This is a genomic window from Amycolatopsis sp. NPDC059235 (assembly GCF_042754125.1).
Lineage (GTDB): Bacteria > Actinomycetota > Actinomycetes > Mycobacteriales > Pseudonocardiaceae > Amycolatopsis > Amycolatopsis albidoflava.
On record NZ_JBHZAG010000002.1, the window covers coordinates 135,411 to 150,710 of the forward strand.

At 73.3% G+C, this 15,300-nt stretch carries 11 protein-coding genes; 9 read left to right on the forward strand and 2 right to left on the reverse strand.

What is annotated here, in order from left to right:
• Positions 1–13 precede the first annotated feature (13 nt).
• From ACFXI3_RS01905 to ACFXI3_RS01920, 4 genes are read left to right on the forward strand one after another with little or no spacing between them, the layout of a single operon-like run.
• Positions 14–2,035 carry a fibronectin type III domain-containing protein gene (locus ACFXI3_RS01905; RefSeq protein ID WP_378397451.1) on the forward strand — a complete coding sequence of 674 codons (2,022 nt, stop codon included), beginning with the start codon at positions 14–16 and terminating at the stop codon, positions 2,033–2,035.
• Positions 2,036–2,046: 11 nt separating this feature from the next.
• Complete coding sequence (locus tag ACFXI3_RS01910) at positions 2,047–3,000, forward strand: MoxR family ATPase (RefSeq protein WP_344276253.1); 954 nt, start codon at positions 2,047–2,049, stop codon at positions 2,998–3,000.
• Between the two features lie 3 nt (positions 3,001–3,003).
• Positions 3,004–4,122 carry a DUF58 domain-containing protein gene (locus ACFXI3_RS01915; protein WP_378397452.1) on the forward strand — a complete coding sequence of 373 codons (1,119 nt, stop codon included), beginning with the start codon at positions 3,004–3,006 and terminating at the stop codon, positions 4,120–4,122.
• Positions 4,119–6,236 (forward strand): transglutaminaseTgpA domain-containing protein, encoded by a 2,118-nt coding sequence (locus tag ACFXI3_RS01920; protein ID WP_378397453.1) that lies wholly within the window; start codon positions 4,119–4,121, stop codon positions 6,234–6,236. The genes ACFXI3_RS01915 and ACFXI3_RS01920 overlap by 4 nt, the downstream gene beginning before the upstream one ends.
• 10 nt (positions 6,237–6,246) lie before the next feature.
• On the opposite strand, the gene ACFXI3_RS01925 is transcribed toward ACFXI3_RS01920, so the two are convergent.
• Positions 6,247–8,235, reverse strand: coding sequence for a protein kinase (locus ACFXI3_RS01925; protein ID WP_378397454.1), 1,989 nt, complete (start codon positions 8,233–8,235; stop codon positions 6,247–6,249).
• A 163-nt stretch (positions 8,236–8,398) separates the two neighbouring features.
• Here ACFXI3_RS01925 and ACFXI3_RS01930 point away from each other — a divergent pair, with 163 nt between their 5' ends.
• From ACFXI3_RS01930 to ACFXI3_RS01950, 5 genes are all read left to right on the forward strand, one after another.
• On the forward strand, positions 8,399–8,743 hold the full coding sequence (locus ACFXI3_RS01930; protein ID WP_378397455.1) for a hypothetical protein: 345 nt from the start codon (positions 8,399–8,401) through the stop codon (positions 8,741–8,743).
• A gap of 59 nt (positions 8,744–8,802) precedes the next feature.
• A complete protein-coding gene (locus tag ACFXI3_RS01935) occupies positions 8,803–9,477 on the forward strand; it encodes a hypothetical protein (RefSeq protein WP_378397456.1) in 675 nt (224 codons plus the stop codon).
• Between the two features lie 159 nt (positions 9,478–9,636).
• Entirely contained in the window at positions 9,637–11,016 is a 1,380-nt protein-coding gene (gene eccD, locus ACFXI3_RS01940) for a type VII secretion integral membrane protein EccD (protein ID WP_378397457.1), read from the forward strand.
• A gap of 5 nt (positions 11,017–11,021) precedes the next feature.
• On the forward strand, positions 11,022–12,458 hold the full coding sequence (eccB, locus tag ACFXI3_RS01945; protein WP_378397458.1) for a type VII secretion protein EccB: 1,437 nt from the start codon (positions 11,022–11,024) through the stop codon (positions 12,456–12,458).
• 43 nt (positions 12,459–12,501) lie between these two features.
• Positions 12,502–13,167: a precorrin-3B C(17)-methyltransferase gene (locus ACFXI3_RS01950; RefSeq protein WP_378397460.1), complete on the forward strand. Its 666-nt coding sequence runs from the start codon at positions 12,502–12,504 to the stop codon at positions 13,165–13,167.
• A 13-nt stretch (positions 13,168–13,180) separates the two neighbouring features.
• On the opposite strand, the gene ACFXI3_RS01955 is transcribed toward ACFXI3_RS01950, so the two are convergent.
• Positions 13,181–15,292, reverse strand: a complete 2,112-nt coding sequence (locus tag ACFXI3_RS01955; protein WP_378397573.1) for a YrhB domain-containing protein — start codon at positions 15,290–15,292, stop codon at positions 13,181–13,183.
• Between the last annotated feature and the right edge of the window lie 8 nt (positions 15,293–15,300).

The following is a 15,300-nucleotide window of genomic DNA, read 5'->3' on the forward strand; positions in this document are numbered from 1 at the left end:
TTACGGTCCTCCGGTGACCACAGAAACGCCGCGCGCGAGGCGCGCCGCCATGTTCCGGCTGGGTACGGTCGTTGTCGCCGCCCTCGCCGTGGTCGGCATCGCCGTCACCGGGCACGCCTCGCTGCCCGCGGACATGCAGTTCGCCGACGCCGGGCACTGGGTCTACAACACCTCGTCGCAGTCGGCGGTGCACGTCGACGGCGCGACCGGCCAGGTCGACGCCCAGGCGGCGGTCCCCGGCGCGGAGGCGGGCAGCCCGGTCGCGCAAGGCGGCCGTTCGGGCTACGTCGTCGACCGGACGCGGATCACCGAGTTCAGCAAGTCGACGCTCGGCGTCGAGAGCAGCAAAGCGCCGCCCGCCGCCGAGGAACCGGTCGTGCTGGAGGTCACGGGCGGCCCGTACCTCGTGTACCGCAACGCCGGGCAGATCGCGCGGCTCGGCGACCCGGCGGCGACCGCCCCGGCAGGCGGACCGCTGTCCGCGCCGGTCACGACGTCCGACGGCACGGTCTGGGTGCATCGCATCGACAACGGCTCGATCTGCGACCTCCCGCGCGGCGCCACGCTCCTGACCTGCCCCGCACAGCTGCCGCAGGGACACGACGCGTCGCTCTCGATCGTCGGCGACCGTCCCGTCGTGCTCGACACGACGGCCAGCGTGCTCCGCTCGGTCGGCGCGAACGGGCTCGGCGACCCGGCCGACATCGGGCTCTCGCTGCCCGCGACCGTCCAGGTGGCCAGCGATGACGTCGACGGGCGGCTCGCCGTCGTCGACCCGGATCACGGCCAGCTGCACCTGATCGACGCCGCCGGCCTGCTGCAGAGCCGTCCGGTCGCGCGGCCGGTTTCGGTACCGCTGGAGAAGGGCGGCCACTACGCCGGCCCGGTCGCGACGTCGCACACCGTCGCCGTGGTCGACCAGGCTCGGCACGAGGTGCGCACCTACGACAGCAAGGGCGCGCTGAAGAGCAGCAAGGCGGTGCCCGAGGGCGGCGGCGAAGCGCGGCTGTCGCTCGGCCAGGACCACCGGATCTACGTCGACAACCACGACGGCTCGCACATGGTCGTCGTCGACGGCGGCAACGGCGTGGCCGCGGATGTGGACGTCAGCGCGAAGACCCAGCCGAAGCCCACCCCGCCGCCGCAGCCGGAAACCACGCCCAGCAGCCAGCCACCCGCGCCGCCGGGTCCGCCGGGTCCGCCCGCGCAGCGGGACAATCCGCCTCCGCCGGTCGCGAAGCCGACCCCGCCGGGCGCGCCGCGCAACGTCCGCGCGACCCCGGGCACCGGTTCGGCCACGGTGATGTGGACGTCCGCCCCCAGCAACGGTTCCCGCGTGACCCGGTATGTGGTGTCGTGGGACGGCGGTTCGACCACAGTGGACGGTGCGCGGTCGCGGGTCACCGTGAGCGGGTTGACCAACGGCCAGTCCTATTCGTTCAGCGTGGCCGCGGAAAACTCCGCGGGCCGGGGCGCGGCGGCCAGTTCCCGCTCGATCGTGCCCGGCGGTGCCGCGGAGGCGCCGAAGGTCACCGCGACCGTCGGGTCGAACGGCGCGGTCTCGGTGAGCTGGACGACGCCGGACCTGCACGGCGCGGACCTCGACCACTACGCGGTCAGCGCGTCCGGACAGGGCGACCGGTCGGTGTCCGGGACGTCGACCAGCTTCCAGGGTCTGAGCGGCACCATCACTTTCACGGTCCGGGCGATCACCTCGTACGGCTCGGGGCAGCTCACCGGCAGTCCCGGTTCGGCGCGGGCGACTCTCGCGTCCGGCCCGCCGTCGGTGAAGATCACGAGCGTGCGCAGCACGAACGCGCTGATCGTGACAGTCGACGCGGACCCCAACGGCGGCGCGGCCACCTGCCAGGCCTCGTTCATGGGAGCGACTTCGCCCGCGAAGTCCTGTTCCGGCACCACCCAGCTCACGATTTCCAACGTGGTCTGGATGGGGGCGATCACGATCAAGGCTACGATCCGGAATTCGGCGGGTTCGGCGAACGACAGCTGGACCGGCACTCCGACCACTTCATGAGAAGGGCGAACGTGAGCTTCACGCCGAAAGCGGCCTACGACCTCATTGCCGACAACGTGCAGACGGTGCTGCGCGGCCACCCGGACGTCGTCCGGATGGCGGTCGCGGCGCTGTTCGCCGAGGGGCACTTGCTGATCGAGGACGTGCCCGGGGTCGGGAAGACCACGCTCGCGCGGTGCCTCGCGGCCAGCGTCGGCGGCCGGTGGAACCGCATCCAGTTCACCCCGGACCTGCTGCCCGGCGACATCCTCGGCGTGATGGTCTACCACCAGCACGCCGAGAAGTTCCAGTTCCACCCCGGCGGGATCTTCGCCAACGTGGTGCTCGCCGACGAGATCAACCGCGGCACCCCGAAAACGCAGGCGGCGCTGCTGGAGGCGATGGCCGAGCGCCGGGTCACGGTCGACGCGGTCAGCACGCCGGTGCCGCGGCCGTTCCTGGTGGTGGCGACCCAGAACCCGATCGAGATGGAGGGCACCTACCGGCTGCCCGAGGCGCAGCTGGACCGGTTCCTGATGCGGTTGTCGGTCGGCTATCCGAGCCACGACGCGGAAGTGATGGTCGTGATGGGCGACTGCGCGGGCGTCACCGCCGACGAATTGCGGCCGGTGCTGCGGATCGAGGACGTGCAGCAGGTCATCGCCCGCGTGCGGCAGGCGTACCTGGCGCCGGAGGTCGTGTCGTACGCGGTCCGGCTCGCCGCGGCGAGCCGCAGCCATCCGGCCGTGCGCTACGGCGTGAGCCCGCGCGGCAGCATCGCGCTGATCCGCGCCGGACAGGGCCTCGCGGCCACGCACGGCCGCGATTTCGTGACCCCGGACGACGTCAAGGACGTGGCGCTTCCGGTGCTGTGCCACCGGCTGGTGCTGACCCCGGACGCCGAATTGAACCAGCGGCGGGCCGAGGACGTCGTCGCCGAACTGCTCGCCGACACCGCCGCTCCGACGGCCGCTCCTGGGCGCTGAGCGGTGCGGCTCACCCGCCGCGGAATCGCGGCGCTCGCCGGTGCTGTGCTGGGCTACGCGCTCGGCGAACTGGCCGGATACCCGCTGCTGCGCGTGCTCGCCGGGATCGCGGCCGGCGCCGTGGTCGCCGCGGTGCTCGTGACCCGGGCCCGGCCGAAGGCCGAGGTTTCGCGGTCCGTGCACCCGGAACGCATCGAACGCGGCCGTCCGGCACTGGCGACTTTGGCGGTGCGCAACGAAAGCGAGCGACGGCACGGCGGATTCTCCGCGCAGGATTGCGTCGGCGCGGACGTTCGCGAGGTGCAGGTTCGCGCGCTCGCGCCCGGCGCGGAGGCGACTTACCACTACGAGCTGCCGACCAGTGTGCGCGGCAGGCTCGAGGTCGGGCCGCTGGTGCTGCACCGGTCGGATCCGTTCGGGTTCGCGCGCGCCGACCGGACGCTGGGTGCCGCCGCTTGCCTGTGGGTGCACCCGCGGCTGAACCCGATGCGCCCGGCCGCTTCCGGACATCCGCGCCACCACCACGACGGCCCGATCACCGATCCGCCGCTGCGCGGTTCCGCGGATCTGCTGGCCGTGCGCGAATACATGCTCGGCGACGAAGTCCGGCACCTGCACTGGAAAGCCAGCGCGCGGACCGGACGATTGATGGTGCGCGACTACGCCGATCCGGCGCAATCGCGGCTCACCGCGGTGCTCGACACCCGGTCGGAGGCGATGCGACCGGAGGTGTTCGAGGAAGCGGTCGAAGTCGTGGCGTCGCTGCTGTACGCGTCCGCGATGGCGGGCCAGCATTGCCGGCTGCTGACGTCGTCCGGGCTCGAAACCCCAGTGGGGACCGGCGTTCCGACGGCTCGCTTGCTGCTGGACGAACTCTGCCTGGCCGCGCAAGACCCGGACGATGCGTTGCTGCTGCCCGCGGCGCGGCTGGCCGGCGCGCGGCCCGGCGGGGCACTGGTCGTGGTCACCGGGCCGGAGGCCGATCTCGGGGCGGCGCTGCGCTGGCGTCCGGACACCGTTATCCGGCTGGGCGTTCGCGAACCGGGCGTGCGCGCCGGCTCGATCGACGCGACGGACGCCGTGGACGCGGCGGCGAAGTGGAATGCCCGGGGCGACGGGTGAACGCCCGGTTGGCGGTGACCGGACTGCTCGGTGCCACGTCGGTGGCCGGGCTGTTGTTCGCGCCGGTTTTCGGGTTGTCGGCGCTGCTGCTGCCGGTGCTCGTAGTCGCGGCGCTCGGCTACGCGAGTGCCGAGCTGTGCCTTCGCCTGCCGCGGCTGGCAGCGTGGCGTCCGCTGGTCGTGCTGGTCGCCGGATTGCTCGGAATCGTTGAGACGACGCTGTTTTCGACCACTCTCTCCGGGTTGCCTACGGGTGCCTCGCTTCAGGGATTGAGCCACGGGCTGACCGAGAGCTGGCTGCAGACACTGCAATCGACCTGGCCCGCGCGACCGGACCCCGGGCAGTTGCTGTTCGTGCCGCTGGCGGTGCTGCTTGCCGTCGTGCTCGGGCTGGAACTGTTGCTGCGCCTGCGAATGCCGCTCGTGGCGCTCCTGCCGAGCCTGGCGGTCGCGGGTCTTGCGCAGGCGTATCAGGCGCTGACCGGTTTCGCCGCGCTGTACGCCGCCGTCGCATATTTCGCGCCTGCCGGACTGATGCTGTGGGCGGCGCGTTCTGGAGGCGGGTCGCTGCGGCTGCGGCGGCCGTCCGGCTCAGCGGCGTTGGCGGTGCTCCCGCTGGTGGTCGCGATCGCCGCCGGAGCAGTCGCTTTCGGCGGGCTCGACCCGGCGGGGCGGGAGCCGTTCCGGCTCGCGGACGGCCATCCGGTGCCGCCTCCGCAAACTCCGGTGAGCAACCCGCTCGACGAGATCGCCGGGCAGCTGGCCGATCCGGCGCGCCCGGTGTTCAGCTACCGAAGCACGGCTCCGGTCGACCGATGGCGGCTGGTCGTGCTGAACGGGTTCGACGGCGCGGGCTGGTCGGCGGAACCGAAGCTGCGGCGGCTCGGCCAGAGACTGGACGGTATTCCCGGCGCGCCGGAGGCCTCGGCGGAGCTGAGCGTGCCGCCGCTGTCCGGGCCGTGGCTGCCGAGCCAGCCCGGCTTGACCAGCGTGACCGGTGCCGCGCCGCTCGTGGACCCCGGCGCGGGCGTGCTGTTGTCGGCCTCCCCGGGCGGGCAGACCGACTACCGGATGACCTGGTCGGCACCGGAGGCGGACGCGAAATCCCTGGCCACCGCGCCGGTGGACGCGGACGCGCCGGGCGGCCTCAGCGGTGTCGGCGCGGTGCCCGACGACGTCGCCCGGCTCGCCTGGACAGCGGTGCACGGTCTGCGCCCGACGTTCCAATCCGCGTTGCAACTGCAGCGATTTCTCCAGCAGAACTATCAGCTCGCGGTCGGCGACGACCTGCCGACCGGGGCTTCCTGGCCGCAGCTGCGGCAGTTCCTGACCGTCTCGAAACGGGGGACGAGCGAACAGTTCGCCGCCGCGTACGTGGCTTTGGCCCGGATCACCGGCATTCCCGCGCGGCTCGTGGTCGGCTACCGCGGCGCGGACACCGCCGGGGAGCACGTCGTGCACGCCGGAGACGCGCTGGCGTGGCCGGAGGTGGCGGTCGCCGGGGTCGGCTGGGTGCCGCTGGACCCGACGAAGTCCGCGACCACGTCCGCGAAGTCGTCCGGTCTGGCAGGCGCGGCCGGGCGGGCCCAGTCGCAGTTGCCGCCGCTGGAAAAGCTCCAGCCGCCGGTCGCGCCGCCGGGTGGCAAACCGGAAGCCGCCGCCTCCGTCTCCGGATCGGCCAGCTGGCCGTGGTGGATCGCCGCGGCGGTGGTGCCCGTGGTGCTGCTGTGCGGGCTGGTCGCGGTGCCGTTGGCGAAGCTTCTCCGGACCAGACGCCGACGTCGCCGCCTGGGCAAAGACGCGATTTTCGGTGCGTGGGCGGAAGCGCGGGACCGGCTGCGCGCACACGGAGTCGCTTACCGAGTGGGGATGACGCCCCGGGATCTGGCGGAATCGGCCGGGTCGGCGCTGGGGGAGCGGGTGGGCGAGCCGGTGCTGCGGCTGTCCGGCGTGATGGATTCGGCGCTGTGGTCGCGGTTCCCGCCGTCGGAGAGCGCGGTGGGGGTGGCGTGGATGGAGATCCGGGAACTGCGCCGGGCGCTGGCCGGACGTCCTTGGCTGAAGCGGGTGCGCGCGGTATTCGATCCTCGTCCGTTGTTCCGGCGGTCCGCTTAGGACGGTGCGGTCAGGAAGTGCAGACGGCGCCGCGAATCGGCACCGGGGGAGTTTCGTAGACGTGGTTGCCGTCCGTCGCGCGGATCTGGAAGCAGTACTTGCGCGCCGGGTCGACCGGGACCGACATCGTGCGATTGCGGTTGGCCACGAGGACCATCGGCGGGATGCGCTCGGCGCCCACGACGACCGCGAAGTCCAAATTCCCCTCGGCGGTCCAGGCGAGCTTGATCTGCGTGCCGAGATCGGCGGGCGCGGCCAGGGCGAGATGCACGTCCGGGGCGGCGGGCCGTTCGGCGGGCGGGAGCTGCCCCGAGGACGGCGCGTTCGGGAGGGGGAGCGCGGGGCGGGGGTCTTGTTTCGAGGTCAGCATCGGGACCGCGATGAGCGCACCGACCGCGGCGACCAGCCCGGCGGCGAGGGCGGGCCACCAGGTGATCTTCGGCAGCTTCCGGTCCCGGCGGGGTTCTTTGGTGTCGTCGAAGGTGTGGAGGAGGGTTCGGCCGGGGGTCGGTGCGGGTGCAGTGGAGAAGTTGGCGGGCTGGTGCGGAGCGCCGCTTGGGACGTGGGGTTGCTGGGGTGTGGCGCTCGGTTGCTGGGCGGGGTTGGCCCAGCCGGCGGGTTGGTGTGGTGCGTGGCCGGTTCCGGGCAGGTGCGCGACGGGGCTTTGCTGGCTGCCGGGCTGTTGAAGAGCTCCGCCCGCACCGCCGGGATCGTGCCCCGGTGCGGCGAAGGCACCTGATTGCTGGGCGGGGTTGGACCGGTCGGCGGGTTGGTGTGGTGCGCCGGAGACGTGGGCGGGTTGCTGGGGAACGCCGCTCGAACCGTTAGCTTGGTGCTGCGACGCGGCGAAACCGCTCGGCTGCTGGGCGGGGCCGCGCCAACCGCCAGGCTGCGGTGCGGCGGTGGCACCGCCGTCTGGTTGCTGTGGTGCGACGGGCCCGGGCAGTTGGGCAGTGACAGGCCACTCGCTGGATTGCGGTGGTGTGCCGCCCGGAGCGCTGGGTTGCTGTTGCGGCGCGGCGAAATTGCCGGGCTGCTGTGCGGCGGCGGGCCAACCGGCCTGCTGCGGCGTGGCGAAACCCCCAGCCCCCGACGCGGCACCAAGCCACCCGCCCGGTTGCGGCGCCCCGCCGAACCCGCGTGGCTGCGCGGCCATCCCGCCGAAGCCGCCCTGCTGCCCCTGCCCCGCGAAATCGTCGAATTCCACCTCGGCCGGAGCAGCGCTGGCCCGGTACAGCCGCTCCAGTGTCTCCGCCGCCGCGGCCGGGTCCTGCGGGCGGTCCGCCGGGTCCTTGGCCAGCAGCCGGCCGATCAGGTCGGCCAGCGCGGGCGGTGTCCCGGGCACCCGGATCGGCGGCACGGGGTCGCGGAACACCTGCAGGATCCGTTCGGCGCGCTGCTGCCCGGTGTGGCGCGGGAACGGCGACGAGCCGGTGAGCGCCGTGTAGAGCACCGCGCCGAGGCCGTACAGGTCGCTTGCTTCGGAGAGGGCGTCGTCGCGCAGCGTTTCCGGGGCGGCGTAGTCCACCGCGTGCAGGGGGTCGCGCGGGAAACGGCGGCGCAAGGCGAGCCCGAAATCGGCGAGCGCGAGTTCCCCCGAACGGCGCAGCAACACGTTGTGCGGCGTCACCCCGCCGTGCACGACGCCGACCTGATGCGCCGCCGCCAGTGCGGCCGAGACGGTCCAGCCGACGGCGAGTACGTCGCGCACCGGCAACTGTCCGTCGAGCAGGTGCGCCAGCGACCGCTGGCACAGCTCCATCCGCACGCCGAGCCGGCCGCCCGAGAGTTCGCCCACCTCGTCGACCGGCAGGATCGCCCGTTCGCCGCGCACGGCGGCGAGCGCCTTGCGTTCCCGGTCGAACCGCGCCGTCGTGTCGCGGTCGAGGACGCCGTCGAACACCTTGACCGCCACGTCCTCGCCCGCCAGCCGGCCCGCGTAGACCTTGGCGACCGGTCCTTCGGCGAGCAGCCGCTCCTCGCCCACCCCGATGCTCATGGCTCCCATTCTCCCCTGTGCGGGCCTGTCCGGCGCAACGCCCGGGCAGGTTCCTGCCTCGCGGGCGCGTGTCATCGAAACCTCATCCGCCGCTGCCTAGTTTCGATCCCGTCACCGCAGCTTCGGCGGCCCGGCGCCGCCTGGAACGGACAAGGAACCACCCATGGACATCTGGCACATTCTCGCCAAGCCCATCCTCACCGGCCTGATCATCTTCGGCGTCGGCTGGCTCAGCATGACGATCCGCAAGCGCCGCGTCGCCCGGGCGGAAGCAGCCGCGCCGGCACCGGTCGAGGACCGCTCGCAGGCCGTGCTCCGGCAGGCGCAGCAGTTCGACGCCGAACGCGACGAGCTGGCCGCCCGCGGACAGGACGCGCTGGCCAAGGCGCGCGCGGCGGTGGACAGCTGGCAGGAACTCGCGCAGTTGCGGCCGGGCCGCTTCCAATCCGAATTGCAAGCCGCTTCAGCGCGTTTCGACGAGCTGAGCAGGTCCGCGCGCCCGGCCTGAAAATCGCGAGCTGCTGAGCGGGTCCGCGCGCCCGGCCTGAAATCGAAGGGGGAATTCTGATGCCCGCCGCCTTGTGGACCGGCCGTCGTGCCGAGCCCGCCACGGTCGCCGCGGATGTCGCCGCGACCGTCCAGAAGGAACTCGGCCTCGCCGCCGCCCCGGCGTCGATGAGCTTGCCGGGCAACAGCACCGGCGTCCCGGCAGGCAGTCTTCTGCCGCCGCGCGAACGCTTCAGCGGCATGCCCGCGCCGACCGACTGCTTCGTCTATCTCGACGCTCAGCAGCCCCGTCCGTTCGAGCTCCGCGCCGCGGTCATGAGCGGCCGCACCGCGGTGCGGCGGGCGCTCGGCCTGGGCGCGCTGGTCTACGCGGTGCCGCTGCGCCTGCCGGACCCGATGCGGGTTTCGCTCGGCGCGCCCGGCGGCCGGGGACTCGCCCCGTTCGAGGGCGACCCGGCGGTCGCGAACCGGCTGAACGCCGACGCGGAGCTGCTCGAAGCCGCCAACCGCCTGTCGAGCACCCGCGCGGGCCAGACGAAAACGCTGCCGAGCGGCACTTCCCACCAGAGCTGGGACGTCGATCGCCTGCTGATGATCACCCCGGGATCCGGCGGCGCGGTTCTGGTGGTGCGTACGCTGCACCGCGTCGTCTCGTCCGGATGGCAATCGCGCGCGGACACCGTCCTGGACTTCGCCGCCCGGCTCGAAACCGCCCTTCGCGGAGTGCGTGCCTGAGCGCGACCCGTTGGCCTGCCCTTGCCCCGGAAACACCGATGGGGCAAGGGTATTGCCGTGGCCGAAAGTCCTTTGTGGACATACAGCAAGCCGACCGGATCAACGGCAGGTTCCTGCCTCGGCTCCCCGCGACGGCGGTTCCCGGAGAAAGGTGAGCGCATGCAGACAGCCGGCTTGATCAGAGTCACGGTCGCCGCCCCGAAACGACGGATCGACATGGCGCTCCCGGAGCACGCGAGCGTCGCGGAGCTGCTGCCGGGCCTGCTCGCCCGCGCGGGCGAGGGGCTGGCCGACGACGGCGCGGCGGGCGGTGGCTGGCAGCTGCGCCGTCCCGACGGGGCGCGGTTCGACCTCGGCCGCACGCTCGCCGGGCACCGGGTGCGCGACGGCGAGGTGCTGCATCTGCTTCCGGCCAGAGCCGAGTGGCCGGAAGCGGAGTACGACGACGTGGTGGACGCGATCGCGACCGGCGCCAGCGGGCTCGGCCGGGCGTGGGGGCCGCGGCACACGCGCGCGGCGGGCCTGGCCGCGGGCGGTGCGACTGTCCTGTTAGGACTGGTCACGGTGCTCCGCGCCGGTGCGCCGTGGACCGGTCCGGCGGTGTGGGCGCTCGCGGTCGCCGGACTGCTGCTGGTCGCTGGCGTCGTTCTCGCCCGGGCGGCCGGTGACGCGGGGGCGGGCGCGGTGCTCGCCGCCGCCGCGCTGCCGTTCGCTTTTCTCGGCGGCGGATTGCTGCCGGCCGGGACGCACGCGCTGACCGACCTCGCGCCGGGGCAGGTGATGCTCGCGGGGGTCGCGCTGACGCTGGCGGCCGTGGCGGGCTACCTCGGCGTCGCTGCGGCCCAGTCGTGGTTCGCGGGCGCGGCCACCGCCGGAATCTTCGCCCTGGTCGGCGGTTTCGTCGGCGCGAGCGGCGATTTCGCGGCGTACCAGGCGGCGGCCGCGCTCGCCGCCGGACTGCTGGCACTGTCCATTGTGTTCGCCCCGCTCGCGCTGCGGCTCGGCAAGGTGCCGATGCCGGTCCTTCCGCGTTCGACCGCGGACCTGGTGCGGGACGATCCGCAGCCGCCGATCGACCGCGTGCACGCCGCGGTGGCCCGCGCGGACGGCCTGCTCACCGGGATGCTGGCCGGCGCGGCCGCGGTGGTGGTGTGCTGCGAAGTGCTGCTCGTGCACGACGGCAGCGCGGCTTCGGTGACGCTGGTCGCGGTGGTCTCCGCCGGATTCCTGGTGCGGGCCAGGCTGTATCCGACGCTCCGGCAGCGAATCCCGTTGCTGGCGGCCGGAATGGCCGGGGTCGCGGCGCTCGCGACGGGACCGGGCTCCGGGCCGGCGATGCCGCTGGTGTCCTCCGGGGCGATCCTGCTCGTGGTCGCGGCGGCCGTCGTCGCGGCCGGGCTCCTGTTCAGCACCCGCGCGCCGAACCCGTATCTCGGCCGGTTCGCGGAGTACTCCGAAATCCTCCTGGTGTGCTCGCTGGTGCCGATCGCGTGCTGGGTGCTCGGGTTGTACGGCTACGTGCGCGGGCTGGGGGGCTGAGGGCCGTGGCGTCGAAACGCGATCAGCTCCAGGCTTACCAATTCCTCGTCCAGCGCGCGATTTCCGCGCTGGTCACCCGCGAGACCGATCCGGAACAGCCTCCTTTCCGCCGCTCCGGAGCCGCCGCGTTCGCGGGCATCGCGCTGGCGATCGTGTCGCTGGCCTGCGTCGGCGTCTACGGGATGATCGTGCCGGGCGGCAACGATTCCTGGCGCGGCCAGGCCGCGGTGATCGTGGAGAAGGAGACCGGCACGCGGTACGTCTTCCAGAACGGGCGGCTGTACCCGGTCGCGAACTACACCTCCGCGCTGCTGGCGCTCGGCCAGCACGCGGCGACCGAGCAGGTGTCCGGGAATTCGCTGGCCGGAGTCCCGCGCGGGCCGCGGATCGGGATCCCGGACGCGCCGGACGCGCTGCCCGGCCCGGACCGCCTGCGGACCGGATCGTGGTCGCTGTGCTCGACTCCGGCCCGCGACAACGCCGGGAGCGCGATCCAGGAATCGGTCCTGCTGGCCGGGGCCGAACCGGGCGGCGGGACCGGATTGGCCGACGCCGCGCTGCCGGTGCAACTCGTGTCGACGGGGGACCGCTACCTGCTCTGGCACGGCTACCGGCACAAGATCACCGACTACGGCACGGTCGGCACCGGGCTCGCGCTGACCACCGCGTCGTGGGCTCGCGCGGGACAGGCCTGGCTGGACGTGGTGCCCGAAGGCGCGCCGATCGGGCCGCTCCCGGCCGCACAGGCGGGCCGTCCGTCGACCGCTGTCCCCGGGCGATCCGACGTGGTGACCGGCTCGCTGCTGGTCGTGCACACCGCGGGCGGCGGGCAGCAGTACTACGCGGCCGAGCCGGACGCGCTCCGCCCGATCACCGAGCTGCAGTACCAAATCGAGCTGGCCGACGCTCAGCTCGCCCGCGCCGCCTACTCCGGCGCCCAGCCCCGCGCACTTCCGCTCGCTCCGGCCGAAGCCGCCGCAGCCCGTCAGCTGGACCCGGTCCCGGCCACCGCGGACGCCGCGCCGGTCGCCCGTCCGCAGGTCGCCCGGCTGTCCGATCAGGACGCCACGCTGTGCGCGGTCTACGCTCCCGGCGCGAGCGCTCCGCAGCTGATCGTCGGCCCGGAACTGCCGCCGGAAAACCAGCTGCTGTCCACCGCGGGCCGGTCCGCCGCAGGCACGCCGCTGGCTGATCGCGTCTACGTGCCGCCGGGCTCGGCGGTGCTCGTCGAGGCGATGCCGTCCGCGCAGGCCGCGTCGGGCACGCTCACCCTGGTCACCGACCTGGGCCGGCGCTATCCGCTGGCCCGGCCGGACGTCGCGAAGACGCTCGGCTACCCGTCGGCCGCGCCGGTGCGGCTGCCCGGCGGACTCGTGGCCCGGCTGCCGGAAGGACCCGGCCTCGATCCGGCGTCGGCGATGCGGCCCACTGTGTCCGGGTGACGGCCTAAGCTGGCGCGGCAACGATCATGAGCCTGGGGGTGTCATGCCGGAACGTCGTGCCGGACAGCGGATTTCGCGGCTGGCCGTGCTGGGGATCGCGGTACTCGGACTGGCCGGGTGCGGCGCGGGCCCGCGGCCCGAGGCCAGCCCGTCGACGGGCGCTCCCACGTTCCTCGATCTGGTGCGGGCGTCCAGCCCGGCGAAGCAACTGCGGTTCCGGCCCGTCCTCGGCACGGCGGAGGGCGCGTCCACCGGCACGCCGCCGCGCGAGCGGGACCGGCAGAGCACCGATCCCGCCGTGCAGCAGCGGACGCTCCGGAGTTTCGCCTGCGGATCGACCCGCCCCGATCCGCTGACCGGCGAGGACGACGCCGACCTGCCGCTGGTGACCTGCGCCCGGTCGGGCGGTGTCAGGTACCTGCTCGGCCCGGCGGTCCTCGACGGCTCGGCGATCAAGTCGGCGGGCCTTGGCGAAGCGCAAGGGAACACCGGATTCGCGGTCGAGGTGACGTTCACTCCGGACGGTTCCGCCAAGTGGGCGGAGCTGACCGCGAAGAACGTCGGCAAGACGATCGCGATCGTGGTGGGCGCAGAGGTGATCATCGCGCCCTACATCCAGCAGGCGATGCCCGGCGGCAGGGCGCAGATCTCCGGCTGGTTCAGCCTGTCGGAGGCGGAGGACATCGTCGACTGGCTGGACGCCCAGTGAGCGGGGCACCGGCTCAGCGGGTTTCCCTGGGATAGCGGGCTTCCCACTGCGCGGCGTACCGGGGATCGGCCTGCGGCGGGTGCGCGGAGAAGTGCCAGAACGCGTCGCCCGCCACGGTTTCCACCAGATCGCGCGACGCAAGCCGGTCCAGCCACTCGGCGGGCAGCCCGGGGATTCCGTACCGCGCGCCGAGCACCGCGCCGGCCAGTGCGCCGGTGATCGCGCTGCGGCCGGAGTGGCGGATCGCCGACACCAAAGTCCACCGCGGGTCGAAGAACCGGCGGAAGACCGCCGTCATGCTCCGGCCGAGCGCGTCCGGGGCAGTGTGCCCGGAGCCGAGCGCGTCCAGTTCCTCGTGGTCGGCCCGGATCAGCTCGACCCGCGCCCGGGCGGCGTGCGCCAACGCCTCGGCGACCGGGCCGGGCACCGACCCCGACGCCAGCATCTGTTCGACGTGCGCATGCGGGGGCAACACCGGGTCGGCCCGCCGGAACAACCGCGCGAACAGTTCGGCGACCACTGCGGCCGCGTCGGCGGCAGGACCGTCGGCACCGGCGCCCGCGGCGAGGAGCCGGCCCGCTTCGGCCGCGGTGTGTTCGTCGGTCTCCGGTCCACCTCCGCACAACGCGGCGGCGAGGCCCGGGACGAGGAAGCTGACGTCATCCGGCGCGACCGGAACCCGAGAGCTCAATTCCTCGACCCGAGTCAGCCAGCCGTCGACGGTTTCCGGTTCCTGCCAACGACGTTGGGCGCGGGCACCGGTCTCCCGCAGGTCAGGAAGCCCCCGCAGCAGTCCGTCAGTGTGGAACAGCAACTGTTCGGTAAGCGGGCCGATCCGCTCGGCCGGTTCCCCGTCGAACTCGGCGACGGGCGACCGGTCCACGGGCAGCCCGAGCGATTCCCCGAGCGCGAACCCGACGAACGCGCCCGCGATGCGATGCCACTGGAACCCGACGCCGTCCGCGTCCTGCCGGAAGAACTTGCCCGAACCCGTGGCATGCGGGCGAACGCGGCCGAGGGAGTCGTAACCGGTGGTCAGCCCGTTGGCGGCGAGGTCCGCGGGCCACTCCTGTCCCGGCAGCGCGTCGAGGTCGCCGGGACCGACGCCGTTGTGCCGCTCCCAAGCCCGGCCGACGACGAACCGTTCACACTCCGCTTCGGACAGCTCGAACCCGGCCGCGCGGGCTTTCGCGACTGCCTCGGACAGCCCGGCCAGCGGTTGCGTCAACCCGAACCGCTCGCCGACCAGCCGGGCAGTCTCGGCCACCTGCGCCGAGAGCTCCGGCGAGACCTCCACGACGCGCGGAGCGGGACGCAACTGCGGCCACTCGCCGCGTGCCTGAGCCAAGTCCGCGGCGGTGAGCCGGTCGGTCGGGAACGATCCCGGGTTGATCAGCAGACCGGCGCCGGGGAAGTCTTCGAGGATCGACAGCACGTCCGCGCGAAGCCACTGCGCCGTGCCGACCGGCAGCCTGCGCCGGGAGCTGTACACCCGCAGGATCGTCCGCTCGTCCTCCCACTGCTGCTCCAGCGGCAGCCCGCGGCCGGGGTCGAGCGGCACGAGCACCTCGGCGTTCAGCAGCCCGGCCAGGTAGCGGGACCGGTCGTAGCGGCCGGTTCCCGCGCAGCCGAGCAGGTACTCCAGCGGCGTGTCCGTCGGCGGGTACCCGAGCCGTTCCGGTCCCTGCCGGTACCCGGGGTTGACCCGGATCTCGCCGGTCGGCTCGCCGTCGACGTATTCGCGCCAGGCGAGGATGGCTTCCTCCGGAACGCCGAGGTAGGCGACGCCGCTGCGTTCGAACTCGGGTTCCAGGACTTCGCGCCAGTCGCTCTCGCCGCCCGCCGCCACTGGCGAACTCGGCAGCCGCCCCTCGGGGCTGAGGTCGGGCTGCCGCAGCGCGCCGTCCTCGCGCACGACGAGCGCGGGCTGCGGGACCAGGGACGCGAGCCAGTCGCCGGTGTCCAGCGCGCGGGCCGAGTCGTAGGGCACGTACCAGCCCTCGGGCACGCGCAGCACGTGCTCGCGGTCAACGCGCACGGCGTGCTCGCCGGCGGTCAGGTCGACGGGCGTGCCGGTGCGCAGCCACTGGTCGACCCTTGCCGCGGCTTCCGAGGCTTCCAACACTGCTCCTT